We start from the raw sequence: 20,922 nt of genomic DNA on the forward strand, positions 1-20,922 counted from the left end.
CGGGACACGCCGCTACTGTAGCGCAACTGCTGGCCCAGGGCAGCAGGCGGGGGCGAACGTCGTTCAACAACGGCGAAGGTGGGCGCGGCGATTGCCTGGCCCACCCGAAACGCATGCGAAGCTTTCCCGATACCCCCATCCCCGATTCCCGATTCTCACCCGCCAAGCAAAGGGCACTCACCCGGCAAGTGCATTCGCAGACGCGCCGGGACGCATTCGATGCGGAAGTGCCGCGAGGTTTCCGGTTCGCCGTCCAGGTTCAAAGTCAGCGGTTGCTGGGAAACGATTTCCAGCCACGGCACGCGGGCGCGCACGGCCACGCGTTCGAGCGCGGCCTGTTTGCCGCCAGTGACCAGGGTGCCGAGCGTGGCGGCCACTTCCCCGTCGAGGTCGGGGACGATGGTGACATCCAGCAGGCCGTCGTCGATCAGTGCCTCCGGGCACAGCGCCTGGCCGCCACCGGCCTGGCGCCCGTTCCCCAGGCCAAGTGCGATGAATTCGCCTTCCCAGCTGAACTCCGGGCCGCTGAAGCGGGCGCTGATCGGGTCGATGCGGCCCAGCCGCGACATGCCGGTGATGAGATAGGCCAGGCCGCCGAGCATCTTCTTCAGGCCTTCGTCGGTTTCCACCGTGACCTGGGTGCCGAAGCCGCCGCTGGCCACGTTGGCGCACCAGTGTGGGCCGTGGTCGGCGTCGATCCGCAACAGGTCGACCGGCTGCGCGACGCGCTCGGCGATCAGGGTCAACGCCTCCAGCGGGGCGATCGGCAGATTGGCGGCGGTGGCGAAGTCGTTGGCGGTGCCCAGCGGCACCAGGCCCAGCGACGGCAGCGAGGCCGCATCGCCCTCGTGGTGCGCCAGGGCGGCGGCCACTTCGCTCAGGGTGCCGTCGCCACCGGCGGCCACCACCGTGTGCACGCCATCGGCCACCGCCTCGCCCACGTAACGCTCGGCATCGCCGTCTTCCCAGGTGACCCGCACATCGAGCTGGATGCCGCGCTTGCGCAGCGTTCCCACCGCCTCACGCAGGTCCATGTTGTCGGTGGACTTGCCGTTGAGGATCACACGCCAGTGGGACGGGGCCATGCGCGCTGCCGATGCTGTGAGGGTAATGGCCGCAGGCTAGCAGCGGGCCAATGGGCAGATCGTGAATAGGCGCTGCCGGCGCACTGTCATTGCGGTGTCATCGATGACCCGGAGAGTGGAAGGCCATAGCAGGGACGACGGGCGGAGGCAGGATCAGCCTCCAATTTTCTTGAAGGCCGCCCCGATGGGGGCGGCCTTCCTTTTGCATGAGGCTGGATTGCGCGGCGTGCCCGGCTCAGTCGCCTGCCGCAAACGCGGCCAACCGTTCGCCGTCGAGCCGGTACACGGTCCAGCCGTCCATCGGGCGCGCACCGACCGCCTTGTAGAAGTCGATGGCCGGCTGGTTCCAGTCCAGCACCGACCATTCGAACCGCCCGCAGCCACGCTGCACGGCCAGCTGCGCCAGGTGCCGCAACAGTGCAAGGCCCGCACCCTTGCCGCGCGCTTCCGGCCGGACGAACAGGTCTTCCAGGTACAGGCCGTTGCGGCCGAGCCAGGTGGAGTAGTTGAAGAAATACACCGCAAATCCCAGCGCCTGACCGTCCTGCTCGCAGATCAGCGCATGCGCGGTGGCGCCGTCGCCGAACAGACTGGCGCGCAACTCCTCCAGGCCGGCCTTGACTGCGTCCGGCTCGCGCTCGTACACCGCCAGCGCGGTGATGAGTTCATGCAGCAGCGGCACATCCTCAGGCGTGGCGCTGCGGATCTGCGGCGCGGGCCGGCTCATCGCACCGCATCCACCGCCGCGCGCATCTGCGCAATCACCTGCGCATAGTCGGGCGCATTGAAAATGGCCGAGCCGGCGACGAAGGTGTCGGCGCCGGCCGCGGCAATCGCACCGATGTTGTCGGCCTTGACCCCGCCATCGATCTCCAGCCGGATCGGCTTGCCCGTCGCGTCGATCTTGCGGCGGAGGGCGCGCAGCTTGTCCAGTGCGGACGGGATGAAGGCCTGCCCGCCAAAGCCCGGGTTGACCGACATCACCAATACCAGGTCCAGCTCGGGCAGCACCCAATCCAGGATGTCCACCGGCGTGGCCGGATTGAGCACCAGTCCGGCCTGGCAGCCATGCGACTTGATCAGCTGGATCGTGCGGTGCACGTGGCGGCTGGCTTCGGGGTGGAAGCTGATGGTGGTGGCACCGGCTTCGGCGAAATCCGGCACGATGCGGTCCACCGGCTCGACCATCAGGTGCACGTCGATCGGCGCGGTGATGCCGTGCTTGCGCAGCGCCTGGCACACCATGGGGCCGATGGTGAGGTTGGGCACGTAGTGGTTGTCCATCACGTCGAAGTGCACCCAGTCGGCACCAGCCTTGAGGACGTTGTTCACTTCCTCGCCCAGACGGGCGAAATCGGCGGACAGGATGGACGGGGCGATCGCCGTCGGTTGCATGGGCAGCTCGGAAAAATGCAGGAGCGCCATTGTCGCAACCGTGGCCCGGAGAGGAAAGCCGGATGCCGCTGGGCGCTGGGGCTTTCGATGTACAGCGCGCTGCGTCGACGCCCGGCACTGCGTAACACAGCGGTTTTCGGCGTGAGCCTTTGCTTCAGCGCTTGCGCTGCCGTTGAATCCGGTCGTAGGCGGCGTTGATCTGGCTGGCCTTCTTTTCGGCCTGGCGGCGGGCTTCCGGGTCGGCGTTGGCGACCTTGTCCGGGTGGTAGCGGGACATCAGCCGGCGATAGGCCAGGTCGATCTCGGCAGTGGTGGCGTCCGGCTCCAGGCCCAGCGCCTCGTACGGATTTTCCGCGCGCCGTTTGAACCAGCCGGCGTCGACCGCGTGGCCGATCGCCAGCCCGATCAGCAGCCCCACCACCGGCGCCCCGCGAAACAGCAAGGCACCGGCCAATGCGCCGAGCAGTTTTCCGTACCAGGACATGGGGGCGATCGGGGGCGGGAGGCGGGCTGGCGATCTTACCCGAACGCCCGCCCGGCCTGGCTGACGGCTCCTGCACAAGCCCCACCGCGCGGGCCTCCAATAAATTCTGCGGGAGGCGGCGAAGCGCCGTACACTACGCGGCCCGCTGCCTACCCGCGGGCCCGCCGGGTCCCGGGGACAGCGTCATAGCGACGTCCTTAGGAGTGCCTGTGTCGACCACGCTGTTGCAATCCGATCTGCCCGGCCTGCCGTTGCGTCACCGTGGCAAGGTCCGCGATGTCTTCGATCTTCCCCGCGACCGCCTGCCCGCCGATGCGCCCCCGGGCGACTATCTGTTGATGGTGGCCACCGACCGCCTGTCCGCGTTCGACGTGGTGCTGCCCGACCCGATTCCCGGCAAGGGCGAGATGCTGTGCCAGGTATCCAACTTCTGGTTTCACAAGACCGAACACCTGATGCCCAACCACCTGGTGGACATCCGCGTGGAGCAGGTATTGCCCGAGGGTGTCGATCCGGCCTTGTACGCCAAACGCGCCGTGGTCACGCGCAAGCTCAAGCCGGTGCCGGTGGAAGCCATCGCCCGCGGCTATGTGATCGGCAGCGGCTGGAAGGATTACCAGCGCACCGGCAAGATCAGCGGCATCGAATTGCCCGACGGCCTGCGTCAGGCCGAGAAACTGCCCGAGCCGATTTTCACTCCTTCGACCAAGGCAGCGGTTGGCGACCACGACGAAAACATCGACTTCGATGCAATGGTCAAGACGGTCGGCGCCGAGCTGGCCGAACGCGTGCGCGATGCCACCTTGCGCATCTACCGGTTCGCAGCCGATTTTGCTGCCGAACGCGGCATATTACTGGCCGATACCAAGTTCGAATTCGGTACCGATGCCGATGGCCGCCTGTACATCATGGACGAGATGCTGACTCCGGATTCCTCGCGTTATTGGCCGGCCGACCAATACGAACCGGGCACCAGCCCGCCGAGCTACGACAAGCAGTTTGTGCGCGATTATCTGGAAACCCTGGACTGGGGCAAGACCGCGCCCGGCCCGCGCCTGCCGGCCGACGTCATCGATCGCACGCGTGCGAAATATGCCGAAGCGCTGCAGCGGCTGGCGGATATTTCGGTGGATTGATTGCACGCGCCCGGTGAAAGGGGCGAGGCGGCGAAATACGCAGACGCCTATGCCTGCGAGCGCCGACATTCTCGGCGCGTCGATTTCTCGACTACCGACTGAAGGCCAGGTTGGTGATCAAGCGTGAAACTTCATGACGGCTATCGCACACACTCGCCCACCAGTATCCCCACCGCGCCCACTGCGATGGTGTGTTCTCTTGCCCAGCAAGGCCGCAATGACCATGTCAAGTCACTTGTGTCGCGTGCTGCCTGCCTTGCGCAGCGCACTAATTCCAGGTCTAGCGCTCGCACTGAGCGCCTGCACTCCCGGCGAATCTGCACCCCACGCCGTTCCCTCATCAGCACCGGTAGCACCTGCGAAGAACAACGCACCCGCAGCATTGCAGGTCAACGCCAGACTTGCCGCGCTGATACAGGCCGCTGGCGCAACCTGCACGGATGCAACGACTGCAACAGGATGCACAGCAGGCAATGTCGACACGGGTGATTTTTACGATGTGGAGTTTTTGCCCGATTGTGGCGATAAGGGCTTCTTCGCCGGCGTCGCCCAGGCGAACGGAGCAGATCTGTTGGATGCCGTTCCCGTCACCGGCAGCCGCGCAACGGCTACAGCCAATCTTGCCCAAGGCCAGCTCGTCTGCGTCCAGGCGATCGGCCGTGCCGGACAGAACCCGCGGTATTACTACGTCGCCGCAATTCCAGCGAGCACCGTTGCAAGGTGCGAGAACACCGCATTGTGCAAAACCTATGGCGACAGGCCGATCAAGCAGATCAAGCCTGCAAGTGGCGAGCACTGCCACGCCGCAGCACCAGGACAATCCACTGGCAATTGCGCGCAAGGGTGGGTGGGTGCGGACGCACTCGAAGTATTTTCGAACGGAATCTAGTTGCGCGCATCAAACGGGTGATTTGCAGGCAACCCATCCATCACTGCATGACGATTGCTGCAATGAATCCAGATGAGGTACCCGGCCCGTGTTGAGGACACTCACCGGCCTTGGCATCGTTTGAGCAATCGGCCACCGTCATTCCGGTCACGCTCCCAGGGTGCGGGCCTGCTGCGTCCGGCCGGCTCGCCGCACTCTGGCCCCACAAGCCTTCACGCATTTGCACACAGCGCGCAGATACCATCCTGCGCGCTCGCACATCGCCCGATACGATCAGGAGGATCCGTTGGCCCTTTTACGAACATCTCTGCATGCCCTCGCACTGAGCCTGGCGCTGGTTGCCTGCAAACCGCAAGCAGAGCCAGCAGGCGCAGCAATGCCCGCGGCGACAGCAGAGGCAGCGGGTACCGCGCCTGCCGCCTCAACCCCTGCTACGGCGTCGGCCACGCCCGCTCAGCCGACGACCTGCCCGACCGCCGACTTCTCTGCATTTCTAAAAAGCTTCAGTGCAGACATCGCGGCCCAGGAGAAAGCCACGGCCGACCCGCTGACCATGATCCGGATCGATCCGGATGCGCAACCGGAACCGGCGCCAGTCACTCGCGAGGTTGCGCTAGCCGACGTCAAATGGCCGGTTATCCCGAACCTGGACGTGGCCCGCTCCGTGGGCCGCGAGGTCGTGGTGTCCGAGAACGCAGGCGGTCGCCAGGTGCTGGTGCGTACACCTGACAGCGGCGATCAACAGGTCTACCACTTCGCCCAGCGCCCATGCTGGACCTTGGTCAAGGTCGACGACCAGTCGCTGTAACGGCGCGGGCAACACCGCGCCACGCAAAAACCCAAATCAGGAGACGGCCGTGCCCCCCTTCAGAGTGCTCATCCCCGTGCTGGCAGTAGCGCTTGCCGCGTGTAACGGTCCGCAGGCAGCCGATGCGCCTGAAACGCCGGCCAATGCACCCGCAGCCGCGGCCGGCCCACCCGCACCGGCCGCGACACCTCCTGCCACACCGACACAAGGGACTGTACCCATGGCAACGATCGACTCCTTCGTTCCAGCAGGATCGAAGGCGCTGGATACCCAACGCGGCGACCTGACTGGCGCCAGACATTCGGACGCACTTGTCGTGATTTCTCCGCCGGCAACCGGCAACGAAAAGCTCGGCGAAGGGCAGCCACGTCGCGTCCTGCTGCTGACCCAGAACGCCGATGGCAGCCTGCAAAAGGCCGCTGAAAATAATCGCATCGTGCCCTGTGCCCGCTGCGGCGGCCTGGCAGGCGACCCGTATGCGTTTTCGCGCGTCCAGCCCGGGCAATTCACCATCTCCATCTCAGGCGGGTCGCGCGAGCGCTGGGCCGACGACTTCACGTTCAAGTATTCGGCAGACAGGCAGACCTGGTTGCTGGACAAGGTCGTGCGCGATCTTTCCGATACCGAGACCGAACAACACAACACCCTGGAATTAACCGACAAGGATTTTGGGACGGTGACGTTCCAGGACTTCGACCCCGCCACGCTCAAGAAAGTCGCGGCGCTGGATGAGGCTGGAGCCCAGAAACAAAATTAAAGGGAAGTAATGGCTGACGCGGACAAGGATGGGTCCGTCTTTTCATGTTGCTGAGAAATGAGGAGTTACACCATGGCAACCGATCGCGAAACTGGGCTGCTGCAGGCAGCCTATGCAGCAGGAATCACCCGGCCCAACGAATTGGCGAATTTCATGGCCCAGGTAGGCCACGAATCGGGCGGACTCAATCGCCTGGAAGAAGGGTTCCGCTATACCCGCGGCCCCTCGCAAGTGAGCTCGAAAGTGCGTTCTGCACTGCGCGAAGGACCGGAGGCGCTGGAAGAAGCGCGCCTTGAGGCATTGCGCGGCCAGCCGGAGAAACTCGCCGAATTGATGTATGGCGGGCGCATGGGCAACAACGAGCCCGGCGATGGCTATCTTTACCGTGGTCGCGGCTACATCCAGCTCACCGGCAAGGATCAGTATCGCGAGGCCGGCGAAGCGTTGAAACTCGACCTGGTCGCGCACCCCGAACTAGCCGCGCAACCGGAAAACGCGTCGCGGATCGCAACCTGGTACTGGCAGCACAATGTGCCGCAAGCGGCCAGGCAGGATGCGCATGCAGCAGGCGTTGCGATCAACGGCGGCGATCCGCCGAATGGACTGGCTGACCGCGAAAGCCGCTTCGCGCGCTGGCAGCGCGACCTCACGCCCGATGTGATGCACAAGCTCGAACATGGTCAACTCGGACAGACCGTCGCGCCCGCGCAGCATTCTGCACCGACGCAGGCACCGCATGCCGGTTCGAACGCGCATTCGTTCCAGGCCACCATGGAGCGCATGCTTCCGCCGCAGAACGGCACTTCGCCGCATGTCACCGGACATTACGGCGAGCACCGCAGCGCGCGCGACCACGGCGGCACCGACTTCAATTATCAGGGCGGTCAGGCAGGACGCAATCTGCAGCATCCAACCGTGCATTCGCCGGTCGCCGGAACGGTGACCTTTGCCGGCGGAAGCTACGGCACCGTCAAGATTCGCGATGCACAAGGCAACTCGCACGAGATCCTGCATCTGGATGGCGTCAAGGTCAAAGAAGGGCAAACGCTGTCGGCAGGCGACGCGATCGGCACGATGGGGGGACGTGGGCCCAATGGCGCAAGCCAATATGCGCAGCATGTGCATTACCAATTGCGCGATGCCAACGGCAAATTGACCAGCCCCGAGACCTTCTGGAATCAGGGTCACCAACACGAAGCGGGTGCGCGCCACACGCAGGCAGCACCGGCAAGCGGCACAGGTGCCCTGCGGCATGGCGACAACAGTCAGGATGTGGGCAAGCTGCAGCAGGACCTCAACCGTCTCGGTGTACGCGATGCACAAGGCAACCGCCTGGCCGAAGACGGGCGCTTCGGCGACAACACGCGTGAGGCGGTAATGGCGTTCCAGAAGCAGCATGGGCTGCAGCAGGACGGTGTTGTCGGCCGCGATACGCGTGCAGCATTGGCTGCACAACCGGCGCAGACGCGCGAGGCGCAGGTTGCTGCGCCGAAAGGGCCTTCGCTCAACGATGCATCGCATCCCGACCACGCGCTACATAACGCAATCCGCAGCAAGCTGCCGAGCATGATCTCCAACGAGACGGCGGCACATGTCACGCTGCAGGCGAAGCAGAATGGGATCGACAGCGCGGACAAGTTGCAGAACGTGACAGTGCAGGACGGCAAGGCATTCGTCATGGGCACCACGCCGGGCTTCCGTGCGGCGGTGGACCTGAACCAACCTGCTCCGACACTTGAGCAAACCAGCGCGCAGTTGCTGGCTGGTCACTCGCAGCAGCAACAGGCCCAGCAAGAACTGCAGAAGGTTGCGATGGGAGGTCGCTGATCTTTCAGCGATAGATCAAGAAGACGCCGGCCAGGAGATTGGCCGGCGTTCTTGTTTCCACATGCACCGTGGGAGTCACGACACATCGCGCAAGCTGATCGTCATTCAACGGCCAGCGCGCGTGGTGATGGGACACCGCAACACCCCGCGCTGGCGCAACGATACGGCGCAACCCTGCCTGACACCACTGCATTGCGCGCATGCTTGGCCGCAGCGGCCAATGACACCATGCATCCGCTGCGCCTCTGCGATGTGCGCCACAGCGGAAAGTGGCCGGGCGCACAGAACGCAACACATCCGTAATTTTTACTACTGTCCAGTTCGTGACTGTGCAAGCGTAACTGCCGGCACCCAAGGTGCCATCGGCGATCGGCTGTCGGGGGGCTGCCGGTCTTTGCATTGCACGTTTTCTGGAGAGAGTCGTCATGCAATTCCATGTCCTGGGCGCGGCAATCTGCTGCGCGCTCTCGTTTTCTGCTGCCGCGAATGCTGCCGATGTGTCGGCAAATGCCGCTGTTTCGCGCGCGCAATCGTTATTGGGGAACAACGCGTCTGCATTGGCCAATCGCGCGCCGGCCGACGCCTTCATCGCACGCGACAGCATCGTCGATGCCGACGGTACCGAACATGTGCGTTTCGATCGCACCTATCAGGGCCTGCCGGTGATCGGCGGCGACGTGGTGGTGCACTCGCGTCGCGGGGTGATGCGTGAATTGAGCCAGACCATGGACACCACGGTGCGTCCGAGCCTGGTGCCGGGAATCGATGCGGCAACCGCGTTGCGTGTAGCCGGTTCGCACTTCGATGTGGCGCAGGATGCCGCGCCGCGTGCGAGTCTGGCGCTGTATGCACGCCAGGGCGCGCCGCGCCTGGTGTACGAGGTAATTTACAGCGGCGTCAAACCCGACCAGACACCGACCGAGATGCATTACATCGTCGATGCGGTGAACCAGCGCATCCTCGAATCCTGGGATACCGTGCATACCGCATGTAGCGGCGGCACCAGCGCCGCTGGCACAGGACGTTCGTTGTATGCGGGCAGCGTGACGGTGAACACGACGCGCTGCAGCAGCACCAGCTACGAAATGACCGATCTCAGTCGCGGCAGCGGTGCGACCTACAACATGCGCAACAGCACCTCCGGCAATGGCACGCTGGTCACCGATGCCGACAATGCCTGGGGCAGCGGCACCACCGGCGATACGGTCACCGCAGCGGTCGATGCGCATTACGGCGTGGCGTTGACCTGGGACTATTACCGCACCACGCATTCGCGCACAGGCATTGCAAACGATGGGGCCGGTGCACGGAGCCGGGTGCATTACGGTAGCCGCTACAACAATGCCTTCTGGCAGGACAGCTGTTTCTGCATGACCTTCGGCGATGGCGATGGCAGCACGTTCACGCCGCTGGTGTCGGTGGATGTGGCCGGTCACGAGATGACCCACGGTGTGACCAGCCGCACCGCCGCGCTGACCTACTCGGGCGAATCGGGCGGTTTGAATGAAGCCACGTCCGACATCATGGGCACCATGGTGGAGTACTCCGCTGCAAACAGTGCCGAGCCGGGCAATTATCTGATTGGCGAGAAGATCATCCCCAACAACAGCACCGGCACACTGGCGTTGCGTTACATGTTCAAGCCAAGCCTGGATGGCAAATCGCCCGATTGCTACAGCAGCAGCCTGGGCTCGCTCAATGTGCACTACAGCTCGGGCGTGGCCAATCACTTCTACTATCTGCTGGCCGAAGGGGCGGTGGTGCCGAGCGGGTTCGGCTCGGGCACCAGCTACAACCTGACCCCGACCAGTCTGGTCTGCAGCGGCTCCACGGCACTCACCGCGATCGGCCGCGCCGCGGCCAGCCGCATCTGGTATCGCGCACTGACGGTCTACATGACCTCGTCCACCAACTACGCGGCGGCCCGTCGGGCCACGCTGAGCGCGGCCACCGATCTGTACGGCAGCACGTCCACGCAATACCGCGCAGTAGCGGCGGCGTGGAGCGCGGTCTCGGTGAACTGACGGTGCGTCCCTCGCCACGCCACCAAGGCGTGGCGAGGGCACATCTGCCATGGCGCCATCCGCGCGCGTATGCTTGGATCATTCCTGGGAGGGAACATGAGCCAAAGCACCACGACCGCGCGACCGATCGAGCGCTATTTCGCCAGCTATTCCGACGATCATCAAAACGCGACCAATCAGCAGATCCACGTGCTGGCGGTGCCTGCCATCCTGTGGTCGGTGGTGGCGCTGTTGTGGTGCATCCCGGTCGGCGGTAGCTGGTTCAGCAGCGGCGTGTGGGCCGCGCTGTCGATGTTTGCGGCGTGGTCGTACTACAACCGGCTGTCGCGCCCGCTGGGGCTGGGCATGCTGGGGATCTTTTTCTTCTTCGGCTGTGTGTGCCGGTTGATCGAAGGCCGCGTCGGGCTTGGCGGCCTGTTCACCACCGCGCTGACGGTGTTCGTGCTGGCGTGGATTGCGCAGTTCGTCGGCCACAAGATCGAAGGCCGCAAACCGAGCTTCCTGACCGATCTGACCTATCTGCTGATCGGGCCGATCTGGGTGCTGGCCAAGGCGTATCGCCAGCTGGGTTGGCGTTACTGAGCGTCGCCGACAGACCAGCCAGGCCTCACGCGCCGATCCCGAGCTCTTCGGGCAGTGGGCGAAATGCGCGCGGCGCATAGCCGAATCGCGGCGTGCCGGTTCAGTTGGTGCGGGGATGGAGTAGTCCTTGACCTCAACGCTGGTGGAACCGAACGCCACGATACGCGGCGCTACCACCGGGTTTTCGGCATACCGGCGTGCGAAGTGGTCCAGCGGACCACAGCTGAAGATCACCTCGAACGCCTCGCCGGCGGCTGCCGGCATAGCCAGATCGCCCTGCCGCCAGACCAGACCGGAGCGCGCTGCACGTGGCTGGCGCGACCACGCTGTCACCTGCCATCGGCCGCTCAGCAGGCGGGTCAGCAAGCGCTCGCCGATTTGCCCGCTGCCGCCGAAGACCAGGGCGCGCGGCGCAGATGCAGCGGTGGACGGAGCGGGATTGGCGGCAGTCACAGGGCATTATCGATGCATGAATGCCTGCAGCATAGCGAGTGCGGCATTGCAATGTGCAGCCAGTGGGGCCGATGGCAGGCCATGTGCGCTGGCGGCGTTGACGCGGACGTCAGTCAAGGGTTTGTTAAGCTCTCGGGCCTGCTCGCGAATCTTGTGTTCCCTGCATGCCTTTCTCGCTGGAAATTCTGCTGGCGCTGCCATTTGTCATGGCCGCTGCCGCTGCGCTGCTCTGGCGCGCCTCCCGTTCGATCACTGCGTGGTTGGCTGCGGCCGCGCCGTTGGCCGGGCTGCTGGTGCTGGCGCTGTTGACGCCCGCGGTGCTGCGCGGCGAGGTGATTGCCAGCGAGCACGCGTGGCTGCCGCAGATTGGCCTGATGTTTTCGCTGCGGCTCGATGGCCTGGCCTGGATGTTCGCACTGCTGGTGCTGGGCATCGGTGCGCTGGTGGTGCTGTACGCGCATTACTATTTGAGCCCACGCGATAGCGCGTCGCGCTTTTTTGCCTATCTCTTGCTGTTCATGGGCGCGATGCTCGGCATGGTGCTGTCGGGCAACCTACTCTTGCTGATGGTGTTCTGGGAACTCACCAGCATCAGCTCGTTCCTGTTGATCGGTTTCTGGTCGCACCGCAAGGACGCGCGCGAAGGCGCACGCATGGCCTTTGTGCTGACTGCCGGCGGCGGCCTGGCGTTATTGGGCGGCGTGTTGATGATCGGCCGCATCGTGGGCAGTTTTCAGCTCGATGCCGTCCTGGCCGCCGGCGATGTGATCCGCGCCAGCCCGCTGTATCCGTACGCGCTGGGCCTGGTGTTGCTGGGCATCTTCACCAAGAGCGCGCAGTTCCCGTTCCACTTCTGGTTGCCGCACGCAATGGCGGCGCCCACGCCGGTGTCAGCGTATCTGCATTCGGCCACGATGGTGAAGGCCGGCGTATTTTTGCTGGCGCGTTTGCATCCGGCGCTGGCCGGTACCGATCTGTTTTTCTATACGGTGACCAGCATCGGCGCGATCACGGTGCTGTTGGGCGCATGGCACGCTATCTTTCAGCACGATCTCAAGGGCGTGCTGGCGTACTCGACCATTTCGCATCTGGGCCTGATCACGATGCTGTTCGGCCTGTCCACGCCGATGGCGGTGGTGGCCGGCGTGTTTCACCTCATCAACCATGCGGTCTTCAAAGCGTCGTTGTTCATGGCCGCCGGCATCATCGACCATGAGACCGGCACGCGCGACATGCGCAAGCTGGGCAATCTGCGCCGGTTGATGCCGGTGACCAGCGCGCTGGCCATCACCGCTTCGCTGGCCATGGCCGGCATTCCGCTGCTCAACGGCTTCTTGTCGAAGGAAATGTTCTTCGCGGTTGCGCTGGATACCGAAGCGCCGCAACTGATGCGCATCCTGGCCAGCACCGCTGCGCTGCTGGCCGGCCTGCTGGGCGTGGCGTACAGCCTGCGCTTCGTGCACGACACGTTCTTCGGCGAAGGCCCGCGCGCGCTGGACACCACGCCGCACGAGCCGCCGCGCTGGATGCGGATTCCGGTCGACGTGCTGGTACTTACCTGCGTGGCGGTGGGCATCGTGCCGGCATGGACAGTGGCGCCCGTATTGCGCGCCGGTGCCACCGCGATCTTGGGCGACCGGCTGCCCGACTACAGCCTGGCGCTGTGGCATGGCGTCAATTTGCCGCTGGCGATGAGCGTTGCCGGCATCGTCGGCGGTGCGTTGTTGTACGTGGCGCTGCGCCGCACGCTGGATCTGTATGCAATCCAGAACCGTTCGCCGGGAAAGGCACTGTTCCAATGGAACCTGCGTGCCTTGTTCAGTGCCACCGCACGCATGACCGACGCCGTCACCAACGGCAACCTGCAGCGCATGTTGATGCTGCTGGTGCTAAGCGCGGTCGTGGTGGCGCTGGTGCCGTTCCTGCAAGGCGGTGCATTGCCGCAATGGCCTGCACCCATGCCAATGCCGGCGCTGGGGTGGATGGTGTGGCTGTTGATGATCGCATGCGCCCTGGGCAGCCTGTTCCTGTACAAGAAGCGCCTGTTGGCGGTGCTGGTGCTCGGCGGCACCGGGCTGGCGGTCAGCCTGACGTTCGTGTTCTTGTCGGCGCCGGATCTGGCGCTGACGCAGTTGCTGGTGGAAATGGTCACGCTGGTGCTGATGCTGCTGGCGATGAACTACCTGCCCGAGCGCTCGTTGCCCGAACGTGCGCGGCTGCGCAAGATGCGTGATGCCGCAATTGCCATTGCCGGCGGTGCCGGTCTTGCGGCGTTGGCGTATACCTTGATGACGCAACCCAGCCATTCGGTCGCCGGCGAACTGCTGCAGCGCGCCTTGCCCGAAGCGTATGGGCGCAATGTGGTCAACGTAATTTTGGTGGATTTCCGGGGCTTCGATACCTTTGGCGAGATCACCGTCTTCGCCATCGCCGGGCTGGTGGTGCACGCCTTGCTGCGCCGCGCGCGCATGGCACCGGAGCGCACCATGCCGGGGCCGCCGATCAAGTTGCCGGTGCCGGCCGATCTGGCGCAGATCATGTTCCCGCTGACATTGACGGTGTCGCTGTTCCTGTTCCTGCGCGGGCACAACGCGCCGGGCGGCGGCTTCATTGCCGGGCTGGTGTTGGCGGTGCCATTGCTGATGCAGTACGTGATTCAGGGGACGGCCTCGGTGGAGTCGCGCTTTGGTTTCGACTACATCCGCCTGATCGGCATCGGCTTGTTGTGCGCGCTGGTCAGCGGCGCCGGCTCGCTGGTGTTCGGGCTGCCGTTCCTGAGCAGCGGACATCTGGAAATTCCGCTGCCGCTATTGGGCGAGCTGGAACTGGCCAGTGCGCTGGGCTTCGATACCGGCGTGTACCTGGTGGTGTTCGGTGCGGCGATGTTGATGCTGTCGATGATGGGCACGATCAAGCCCTCGCGTACGCGCAGTTCGCAGCGCGGCGAGATCGACCCCACCCAACGTTCGACACGCACCGCGGAGCAGCATTGATGGAATTGGCAGTGGCAAGCGCGATCGGCGTCCTCACCGCACTGGCGATCTATCTGCTGCTGCGCGCGCGCAGCTTCGATGTGATCCTGGGCATGACCTTCCTGTCGTATGCGACCAACCTGCTGATCTTTGCCGGTGGGCGCTTGCGCAGCGGCCAGCCGCCGGTGTTGCGCGACGGCGTGCCGGCCGAGCTGATGCATCACACCGATCCGCTCCCGCAGGCCTTGGTGCTGACCGCCATCGTGATCGCGTTTGCGATGACCGCGGTGAGCCTGGTGCTGGCGATCCGCAGCCGTAGCGACAATGGCAGCGACCATGTGGATGCGCACGAAGATGCCGCGACCGGCACGGATACGCGGCAGGCCCGGCGATGAACCATCTGCTGATCCTGCCCATCCTGATCCCGATGCTGGGCGCGTCGGCATCGTTGTTCGTCGAGCACCGTCGCTATGGGCCGCGCGTGCAGCGCAGCGTGGCGTGGGTCAGCATCGCCTTGTTGGCCGCGGCGGTCATCGCCCTGTTCGCACGCGCGGCCGACGGCCAGATCCTGGTCTATCTGCTCGGCGACTGGCCGGCGCGCATCGGCATCGTGCTGATGGGCGACCGCTTGTCGGCATGGATGCTGCTGACGACCTTGATCCTGGGCTCGGCGTGCCTGCTACATGCATGCGCAGGCTGGGACCGGCGCGCACCGCATTTCCATGCATTGTTCCAGTTCCAGTTGATGGGCTTGAACGGCGCATTCCTGACCGGCGACATCTTCAACCTGTTCGTGTTCTTCGAGGTGATGCTCATCGCCTCCTACGGCCTGCTGCTCAGCGGCGGGCGCGGGTTGCAGATGCGGGTGGGCCTGCATTACGTGGTGTTCAACGTGTGTGCGTCGACGTTGTTCCTGATTGCGCTGGGCCTGCTGTTCGGTGTGTTCGGCACGCTCAACATGGCCGAGCTGTCGCAGCGCATTGCCGATCTGCCGGCGCAGGACGTGCCGTTGGCAAAGGCCACGCTGGGCTTGTTGCTGCTGGTGTTCTGCAGCAAGGCCGCGCTGCTGCCGCTGTATCTGTGGCTACCGGAAACCTATTCGCGTGCGCCGGCGGCGGTGGCTGCATTGTTCGCCATCATGACCAAGGTGGGGCTGTATGCAACGCTGCGGGTATCGTCGTTGTGGTTCGGCGCCGGTGCCGGCGCGCTGCACGGCTTCGGTCGCCACGCGCTGTTGTGGCTGGGCATCGCGACGCTGCTGATGGCCGCGTTCGGGGTGATGGCCGCATCGCGGCTGCGGGTGATGGTGTCGTACCTGGTGGTGTTTTCGGCAGCGACCTTGTTCATCGCGTTTTCGCTGGACGATGCCGGCGCACTGGGCGCGGGGCTGTATTACCTGCCGCACAGCAGCTTTGTCGCCGCTGCGTTGTTCATGGTCTCTGACCTGATCCGCCGTCGCCGCGGCAGTGCCAGCGACCGCAAGGAAGTGGTGGCGCCGCTACCGGGGCGGGCCATTCCGGGCACGATGTTCATGATTGCCGCGGTGGCGGTGGCCGGGTTGCCGCCACTCTCCGGATTTCTGGCCAAGGCCGCATTGCTGCAACACGTGCCTGAAGGGCTGGTGGGACCGGTGTGGATCGCGGTGCTCGGCAGTAGCCTGCTGATCGTGATCGGCCTCACCCGCGCCGGCGTGCGGTTGTTCTGGCGGGTGCCGGCGGCGGCAGAAAATGCGCCGGAACTGCAGCCGCCGCGGCGTGGCCGCATGCGTCCGGTGGAGACCGCCGCCACGGTGCTGTTGCTGAGCGGGCTGGTTGTGATGACCGGCGCCGCAGGTCCCCTGATGCATTACACCGATGCGGCCGCTGCGCAGTTGCGCGACCCCGGCGCGTATGTCGACCAGGTCCGCGCCACCACGCCGCAACGGAGGCAGCCATGAACACGCGTCTGCCACTGCGTCGCCGCCTGTTTCCCTCGCCGCCCTTGAGCGTGACGGTCTTCGTGTTCTGGCTGCTGCTCAGCGATAGCTTCGGCCCGCAGCAATGGGTCCTGGGCATGCTGCTGGGCGTGGTGGTACCGATCTTTGCAGCGCGGCTGGACCGCGAGTTCGCACAGATCGGCTCGCTGCGCTCGGTGCCACGCATGCTGCTGGTGGCCGCGGGCGACATCGTGCGCTCCAACATCAAGGTCGCTGCGCAGGTGCTCGGGCCAGAATCGCGTATCCATCCCGGTTTCATCTGGGTGCCGCTGGACATCGCCAACATCCACGGCATTGCCGCCTTGACCAGCATGATCACGCTGACCCCGGGGACCGTCTCGGCCGCGCTGTCGGACGACCGCAAATATCTGCTGGTGCACGTACTGCATCTGGACGATCCGCAGGCCTTGATTGCCGAGATCAAGACCCGCTACGAAAAGCCCCTGATGGAGATCTTTCCATGACCGGCCACATGTTCATCGAATCGACCATCGTGATCTGCATGCACGCGGTGGGCCTGGCCATCCTGATGGCCTTATGGCGGCTGCTGCGCGGGCCGACCGTGCCAGACCGCATCCTGGCGCTGGACACGCTCTCGGTCACCGCCATTGCCGAATTGATGCTGCTGGGCATGTACCTGGATTCGCCGATCTACTTCGAGGCGGCCCTGGTCATTGCGATGCTCGGCTTCGGCAGCACCGTGGTACTGAGCAAGTACGTGTTGCGGCGGAGTATCGTCGAATGATCGCCCTCACCGAATACTTGCTCAGCGCCTTGCTGCTGGCGGGCACGTTTTTCATCCTGATCGGCGCTTTCGGCCTGGTGAAGCTGTCGGACTTTTTCAAGCGCCTGCATGCACCGACCAAGGCCAGCACGCTGGGCGTGGGCTGCGTGCTGCTGGCTTCGGTGGGCTACCACCTGTTTCTCGGCGTGGACCCGCAGCCGCGCGAATTGCTGATCACCGTGTTCCTGTTCATCACCGCACCGATCAGCGCGCACTTGATGGCCAAGGCAGCGCTGTCGCTGATGATGGAAAACCGCCCGGAAGTACCGAACCACGGCGACGCGCAGCAGGAAGGATTGCCGCAGGTCAAAGGCGATCTTGGCGAGAACGAAGAAACCGAGAAGCAGCATCCGGGGCCTGCGTCCGAGGGTGGCTAAGGCGTTGCTGCCCGGCGTGGATTGTTTGCCGATCAGGTCCCGTTGCTGCCCAGAACCTTCTCAACGGCGCAACTGGCTGAGCCGGTCGCCGGCACATGTGGTATCGACTCACGAGCGCTCACTTCGTGCGTTCGCCAATCACAGATGGGCATGCAACTGCAGTGTGGCGCGACCCAACAACCACGCGCGGCGCTGCACCACCGTTGCGCAGAGCGATTCTGCGACCGCCCACCATCGCCCACCGGCGCGACGGATGGGCCGCAGCAGGAATGACACACTCTCCGCTAGCGCAGGATACAAACGCCTGCGCAAGACGACACCGCCATCGCACCTCGCATGTCAGCCGCAGCCTTCGACGTAATCCACCTGCGGCGGCTTGCCCACGCGCCAGCTGGTGACTTTGCCGTCTGCATCGGTTTCGAATACCAGCGCGGTCTGCGTGGCAGCGTCGGGTAGACGCAGCGTCAGCGCGCCTGGAATGTACTTATGCGGCTGCTCGGTCAGGCCGTCGGGGTACAACGCACGCAGCTGCGCCAATGTCATGCCGACCTTGCCGCCGCCCGGCGCCGTCTCTTTCGCTTCGTTGGTCTGCAAGCGCACCAATTGCCCGCCTTCGAACATGAAGCCCAAGCGACGCGCATCGCTGGCCCACCGTGGGCGCAGCAGGTAACAGCCATTATCGGGTGCCGCTTTGCCCTGCAAATCGCCACCCCAGGCAGCCCGCGCCTGGCTGGCATCCATCCCAAAGCGCAAATCGCCATAGCCATCCATGCGCGCAAGCGCAGCGGGGTCCTGCTGGGTGCGCGGTGGAAATGTGCCAGCTGGCGCCGTGGCCGGCGGGACAGTGGCCGCCGGTTGGTCGTCAGCGGCCGCAACCGGTGCGTGCTCGGCGTTGGCGGGCGTGGCCGGCGCGGGCGCTTGGTCGGCGCGGTTGCAGCTGGTCAGTACGAGCAATGCGCTCATCAGGCCCAATAGTCTGTATGTCATCTGCGCGTTTCCTAGAGTTGCAGTACAGCGTACACAGCCACCATCGCGACCTTGTGGAGAGCGTGGCCACACACCGTCGCCGCCATGTCATCGGCGCTTCATTGGCGGGCGTCACGCTATTGGCTTCGCAGGACCGCCGCCATGATCCCACGCAAGACCGAGCTCGCCCTAACCACGTTGCAATCGCACCGCAGCCCGCTGACGCTGCTGCAACGGCGCGCGTTGATCCTGGCCGACGGCCAGCGCGATCTGGCCACGCTCGCCACGCTGCTGGGCGGCGACGGCACCGGCTTGGTGCAGAGCCTGTGCGCGATGGGGTACCTGGATCTTGGACCCGCTGCAGACGGTGCTGCGGGTCAAACGCGCACGGCAGCCACTGCCGCGCTGCCCGATGTGCACGAAGCCCCTGTGGCCCTACCGGACGCAGGGCCCAGCGAAGAAGAGCTGCGGCGCCTGCGTCGCCGTGCAGCGACCAATGCACGCCTGTACTTGCTCGATATCCTGCAGTTGCAACGCAATGCCCTTGCCGCTGCGCTGCATCGGCAACTGCACGCCGCGCGCGACGACGATCAGATCCGCACGACCATCGCCGAGGCGTTGCACGCGCTGCCGCAGATCACCTCGGCGAGCTACGACGAACGCGTCCGCACACGGATCGGCGAGCTGCTGCCGGAGACCTTGCAAGCCGCGTGATACATCCGCGTGATCTGGCAGTGGTGGCCAGCGCGCGCCGACCGGCTCTTGCCGAGTCGCTCAACATGCGCAGGGGCTGGAGCCGAGCGCCGCATCACCGCAACGGCAGCAGCCCGCGCACCCACCGCTCGCATCATATCGCTGGCGCGCTGACAGAGCAGCTGCAGTCCGGCTTGAGAGCGTCGGACAACCTGCCGCTCAGCCGCCAGGTGCAGCCGGCTGGTACTCGGGGCAGGCATCCTGCCGCCCTCCACTCCAGGCACCGTGTGCCTGAGCATCGTCCGCACCATCTGCCAATTGCTTGCGAGGTCTTGGCCGCGCGCTAGGTTGCGTCTTCCGTCGTCGGCGGTTGAAACGCAGCGCGCAATCCGGACCAGCACTGCTGGTAATCGGCTTGCCGATGGGCGGCGTTCAATGCCTGCTGCGTAGGGCGCAACACCGCGCGCGTTTCGAACATGAAGGCCATGGTGTCGGCGATCACGTCCGGGCGCGTGAGATCTGCCTGTGACGCCTTGTCGAAGGTGGCCGCATCCGGGCCGTGCCCGCTCATGCAGTTATGCAACGAGGCGCCACCGGGCGCGAAGCCTTCGGCCTTGGCATCGTAGACGCCATGCACCAGGCCCATGAATTCGCTGGCGACGTTGCGATGGAACCACGGCGGGCGGAAGGTGTGCTGTGCCACCAGCCAACGCGGCGGGAAAATCGCAAAATCCATGTTCGCCGTTCCGTGCGTGTCGCTGGGTGAGGTCAGCACGGTGAAGATGCTGGGATCGGGATGATCGAAACTGATCGAGCCGATGGTGTTGAAGCGACGCAGGTCGTAACGATAAGGCGCGTAATTGCCGTGCCAGGCGACGACATCCAGCGGCGAGTGACCGATGTCGGCACGCCAGAGATGGCCCTGGAATTTGGCCACCAGTTCGAACCTGCCTTCGCGTTGTTCGAAGGCGGCGCGAGGTGTCTGGAAATCGCGCGGATTGGCCAGGCCATTGGCGCCGATCGGTCCCAGGTCCGGCAGGCGCAGCAGGCCGCCGAAGTTTTCGCAGACGTAGCCACGCGCTTCACTATCGAGCAGTTCCACCCGGAAACGCACACCGCGCGGTATCACGCCGATCTGTTGCGGCTCCAGTTCGAGCACGCCCAGTTCGGTGCAGACCCGCAACCGGCCGAGCTGCGGCACCAGCAGCAGCTCGCCGTCGGCGTTGTAGAAGAAACGATCGCGCATGGAGGCGTTGGCCGCATACAGATGCACGGCCACGCCGGTCATCGCCTCCGGGCTGCCATTGCCGGCCATGGTGTACAGGCCATCGACGAAATCGGTGCGCGTGGCCGGCAACGGCAACGGACTCCAGCGCATCTGATCCGGCGGCACCGGGCCGCCGCCGAAGTCGTTGTGGAGCCGAGACTGCTCGATCAGCGAGAAACGCCCATGCACCGCTGCCGGACGAATGCGGTACAGCCAGCTGCGCCGGTTCTCGCCGCGTGGCGCGGTGAAGGCGGTGCCGGACAACTGCTCGGCGTACAGGCCATGCGCCACGCGCTGCGGTGAGTTCTGCCCGACCGGCAGACTGCCGGCCACCGCCTCGGTTGCGAACTCATTGCCGAAGCCGGTCATGTAGGAAGTCTGGTCATGCATGGGCGTGGGCTCTTCGGTTGCGGCACCACCGTTGCAGGGAGGTGCGATGTTAGAGAAA

Annotated in this window: 20 protein-coding genes and 1 pseudogene; 14 read left to right on the forward strand and 7 right to left on the reverse strand. The window is 64.9% G+C overall.

The genetic code is table 11. The features are described from left to right. Nucleotides 1-155 precede the first annotated feature (155 nt). The 4 genes from yegS to J7396_RS04420 all read right to left on the reverse strand — a co-directional run bounded on the left by yegS (nt 156) and on the right by J7396_RS04420 (nt 2,964). Complete coding sequence (gene yegS / locus J7396_RS04405; RefSeq protein ID WP_014089189.1) at nt 156-1,085, reverse strand: lipid kinase YegS; 930 nt, start codon at nt 1,083-1,085, stop codon at nt 156-158. Nucleotides 1,086-1,320: 235 nt separating this feature from the next. Next, a complete protein-coding gene (locus J7396_RS04410) occupies nt 1,321-1,812 on the reverse strand; it encodes a GNAT family N-acetyltransferase (RefSeq protein ID WP_057681082.1) in 492 nt (163 codons plus the stop codon). Continuing rightward, the gene (gene rpe / locus J7396_RS04415) at nt 1,809-2,510 is read right to left on the reverse strand and encodes a ribulose-phosphate 3-epimerase (protein ID WP_170922805.1); all 702 of its coding nucleotides are present in this window, start codon (nt 2,508-2,510) and stop codon (nt 1,809-1,811) included. Before rpe ends, J7396_RS04410 begins: the two co-directional genes overlap by 4 nt. A gap of 124 nt (nt 2,511-2,634) precedes the next feature. After that, nucleotides 2,635-2,964 carry a DnaJ domain-containing protein gene (locus J7396_RS04420; protein ID WP_014089186.1) on the reverse strand — a complete coding sequence of 110 codons (330 nt, stop codon included), beginning with the start codon at nt 2,962-2,964 and terminating at the stop codon, nt 2,635-2,637. 209 nt (nt 2,965-3,173) lie between these two features. Here J7396_RS04420 and J7396_RS04425 point away from each other — a divergent pair, with 209 nt between their 5' ends. The 7 genes from J7396_RS04425 to J7396_RS04455 all read left to right on the forward strand — a co-directional run bounded on the left by J7396_RS04425 (nt 3,174) and on the right by J7396_RS04455 (nt 10,987). Then, nucleotides 3,174-4,100 carry a phosphoribosylaminoimidazolesuccinocarboxamide synthase gene (locus J7396_RS04425; protein ID WP_008575574.1) on the forward strand — a complete coding sequence of 309 codons (927 nt, stop codon included), beginning with the start codon at nt 3,174-3,176 and terminating at the stop codon, nt 4,098-4,100. A 217-nt stretch (nt 4,101-4,317) separates the two neighbouring features. After that, nucleotides 4,318-4,989, forward strand: coding sequence for a hypothetical protein (locus tag J7396_RS04430; RefSeq protein ID WP_209261175.1), 672 nt, complete (start codon nt 4,318-4,320; stop codon nt 4,987-4,989). A gap of 286 nt (nt 4,990-5,275) precedes the next feature. After that, on the forward strand, nt 5,276-5,797 hold the full coding sequence (locus J7396_RS04435; RefSeq protein ID WP_209261176.1) for a hypothetical protein: 522 nt from the start codon (nt 5,276-5,278) through the stop codon (nt 5,795-5,797). A 220-nt stretch (nt 5,798-6,017) separates the two neighbouring features. Further along, on the forward strand, nt 6,018-6,554 hold the full coding sequence (locus J7396_RS04440) for a hypothetical protein (protein WP_071117978.1): 537 nt from the start codon (nt 6,018-6,020) through the stop codon (nt 6,552-6,554). Between the two features lie 72 nt (nt 6,555-6,626). After that, a complete protein-coding gene (locus J7396_RS04445; RefSeq protein WP_209261054.1) occupies nt 6,627-8,381 on the forward strand; it encodes a peptidoglycan-binding protein in 1,755 nt (584 codons plus the stop codon). Nucleotides 8,382-8,806: 425 nt separating this feature from the next. Beyond that, nucleotides 8,807-10,405, forward strand: coding sequence for a M4 family metallopeptidase (locus J7396_RS04450; protein WP_008575564.1), 1,599 nt, complete (start codon nt 8,807-8,809; stop codon nt 10,403-10,405). Between the two features lie 96 nt (nt 10,406-10,501). After that, nucleotides 10,502-10,987, forward strand: coding sequence for an Mpo1-like protein (locus J7396_RS04455; RefSeq protein WP_014089180.1), 486 nt, complete (start codon nt 10,502-10,504; stop codon nt 10,985-10,987). A 114-nt stretch (nt 10,988-11,101) separates the two neighbouring features. Here J7396_RS04455 and J7396_RS22510 read toward each other — a convergent pair. Beyond that, nucleotides 11,102-11,440: pseudogene (locus J7396_RS22510) on the reverse strand (NAD-dependent epimerase/dehydratase family protein); the annotation flags it as partial. Nucleotides 11,441-11,604: 164 nt separating this feature from the next. On the opposite strand from J7396_RS22510, the gene J7396_RS04460 reads away from it, so the two are divergent. Genes J7396_RS04460 through J7396_RS04485 form a run of 6 tightly spaced genes read left to right on the forward strand, consistent with a single transcriptional unit; the run spans nt 11,605 to nt 17,548 of the window. After that, nucleotides 11,605-14,433, forward strand: a complete 2,829-nt coding sequence (locus tag J7396_RS04460) for a monovalent cation/H+ antiporter subunit A (protein ID WP_209261055.1) — start codon at nt 11,605-11,607, stop codon at nt 14,431-14,433. Continuing rightward, on the forward strand, nt 14,433-14,807 hold the full coding sequence (locus J7396_RS04465; protein ID WP_122273372.1) for a Na+/H+ antiporter subunit C: 375 nt from the start codon (nt 14,433-14,435) through the stop codon (nt 14,805-14,807). Before J7396_RS04460 ends, J7396_RS04465 begins: the two co-directional genes overlap by 1 nt. Then, complete coding sequence (locus J7396_RS04470; protein ID WP_209261056.1) at nt 14,804-16,348, forward strand: monovalent cation/H+ antiporter subunit D; 1,545 nt, start codon at nt 14,804-14,806, stop codon at nt 16,346-16,348. The genes J7396_RS04465 and J7396_RS04470 overlap by 4 nt, the downstream gene beginning before the upstream one ends. Then, entirely contained in the window at nt 16,345-16,851 is a 507-nt protein-coding gene (locus J7396_RS04475; RefSeq protein ID WP_008575552.1) for a Na+/H+ antiporter subunit E, read from the forward strand. The genes J7396_RS04470 and J7396_RS04475 overlap by 4 nt, the downstream gene beginning before the upstream one ends. Beyond that, the gene (locus tag J7396_RS04480; protein WP_003486364.1) at nt 16,848-17,132 is read left to right on the forward strand and encodes a K+/H+ antiporter subunit F; all 285 of its coding nucleotides are present in this window, start codon (nt 16,848-16,850) and stop codon (nt 17,130-17,132) included. Before J7396_RS04475 ends, J7396_RS04480 begins: the two co-directional genes overlap by 4 nt. Further along, nucleotides 17,129-17,548, forward strand: a complete 420-nt coding sequence (locus J7396_RS04485) for a Na+/H+ antiporter subunit G (RefSeq protein WP_008575549.1) — start codon at nt 17,129-17,131, stop codon at nt 17,546-17,548. Before J7396_RS04480 ends, J7396_RS04485 begins: the two co-directional genes overlap by 4 nt. Nucleotides 17,549-17,887: 339 nt before the next feature. On the opposite strand, the gene J7396_RS04490 is transcribed toward J7396_RS04485, so the two are convergent. Further along, nucleotides 17,888-18,511, reverse strand: coding sequence for a lectin (locus J7396_RS04490; protein WP_209261177.1), 624 nt, complete (start codon nt 18,509-18,511; stop codon nt 17,888-17,890). Nucleotides 18,512-18,676: 165 nt separating this feature from the next. Between J7396_RS04490 and J7396_RS04495 the strand changes: the two genes are divergently transcribed. Then, nucleotides 18,677-19,228, forward strand: coding sequence for a hypothetical protein (locus J7396_RS04495; protein ID WP_209261057.1), 552 nt, complete (start codon nt 18,677-18,679; stop codon nt 19,226-19,228). Between the two features lie 322 nt (nt 19,229-19,550). Here J7396_RS04495 and hmgA read toward each other — a convergent pair whose 3' ends face one another. Continuing rightward, nucleotides 19,551-20,864 (reverse strand): homogentisate 1,2-dioxygenase, encoded by a 1,314-nt coding sequence (hmgA, locus tag J7396_RS04500; RefSeq protein WP_065628705.1) that lies wholly within the window; start codon nt 20,862-20,864, stop codon nt 19,551-19,553. Between the last annotated feature and the right edge of the window lie 58 nt (nt 20,865-20,922).

Source organism: Xanthomonas sp. A1809 (assembly GCF_017746015.1).
Taxonomy (GTDB): Bacteria; Pseudomonadota; Gammaproteobacteria; order Xanthomonadales; family Xanthomonadaceae; genus Xanthomonas; species Xanthomonas euvesicatoria.

What these genes read in the sequence shown, in the direction of transcription:
- yegS (WP_014089189.1), bottom strand. Translation starts at nt 1,085, where the DNA reads ATGGCCCCGTCCCACTGGCGTGTGATCCTCAACGGCAAGTCCACCGAC.
- J7396_RS04410 (WP_057681082.1), bottom strand. Translation starts at nt 1,812, where the DNA reads ATGAGCCGGCCCGCGCCGCAGATCCGCAGCGCCACGCCTGAGGATGTG.
- rpe (WP_170922805.1), bottom strand. Translation starts at nt 2,510, where the DNA reads ATGGCGCTCCTGCATTTTTCCGAGCTGCCCATGCAACCGACGGCGATC.
- J7396_RS04420 (WP_014089186.1), bottom strand. Translation starts at nt 2,964, where the DNA reads ATGTCCTGGTACGGAAAACTGCTCGGCGCATTGGCCGGTGCCTTGCTG.
- J7396_RS04430 (WP_209261175.1), top strand. Translation starts at nt 4,318, where the DNA reads ATGACCATGTCAAGTCACTTGTGTCGCGTGCTGCCTGCCTTGCGCAGC.
- J7396_RS04440 (WP_071117978.1), top strand. Translation starts at nt 6,018, where the DNA reads ATGGCAACGATCGACTCCTTCGTTCCAGCAGGATCGAAGGCGCTGGAT.
- J7396_RS04445 (WP_209261054.1), top strand. Translation starts at nt 6,627, where the DNA reads ATGGCAACCGATCGCGAAACTGGGCTGCTGCAGGCAGCCTATGCAGCA.
- J7396_RS04450 (WP_008575564.1), top strand. Translation starts at nt 8,807, where the DNA reads ATGCAATTCCATGTCCTGGGCGCGGCAATCTGCTGCGCGCTCTCGTTT.
- J7396_RS04455 (WP_014089180.1), top strand. Translation starts at nt 10,502, where the DNA reads ATGAGCCAAAGCACCACGACCGCGCGACCGATCGAGCGCTATTTCGCC.
- J7396_RS04460 (WP_209261055.1), top strand. Translation starts at nt 11,605, where the DNA reads ATGCCTTTCTCGCTGGAAATTCTGCTGGCGCTGCCATTTGTCATGGCC.
- J7396_RS04465 (WP_122273372.1), top strand. Translation starts at nt 14,433, where the DNA reads ATGGAATTGGCAGTGGCAAGCGCGATCGGCGTCCTCACCGCACTGGCG.
- J7396_RS04470 (WP_209261056.1), top strand. Translation starts at nt 14,804, where the DNA reads ATGAACCATCTGCTGATCCTGCCCATCCTGATCCCGATGCTGGGCGCG.
- J7396_RS04475 (WP_008575552.1), top strand. Translation starts at nt 16,345, where the DNA reads ATGAACACGCGTCTGCCACTGCGTCGCCGCCTGTTTCCCTCGCCGCCC.
- J7396_RS04480 (WP_003486364.1), top strand. Translation starts at nt 16,848, where the DNA reads ATGACCGGCCACATGTTCATCGAATCGACCATCGTGATCTGCATGCAC.
- J7396_RS04485 (WP_008575549.1), top strand. Translation starts at nt 17,129, where the DNA reads ATGATCGCCCTCACCGAATACTTGCTCAGCGCCTTGCTGCTGGCGGGC.
- J7396_RS04490 (WP_209261177.1), bottom strand. Translation starts at nt 18,511, where the DNA reads ATGAGCGCATTGCTCGTACTGACCAGCTGCAACCGCGCCGACCAAGCG.
- J7396_RS04495 (WP_209261057.1), top strand. Translation starts at nt 18,677, where the DNA reads ATGATCCCACGCAAGACCGAGCTCGCCCTAACCACGTTGCAATCGCAC.
- hmgA (WP_065628705.1), bottom strand. Translation starts at nt 20,864, where the DNA reads ATGCATGACCAGACTTCCTACATGACCGGCTTCGGCAATGAGTTCGCA.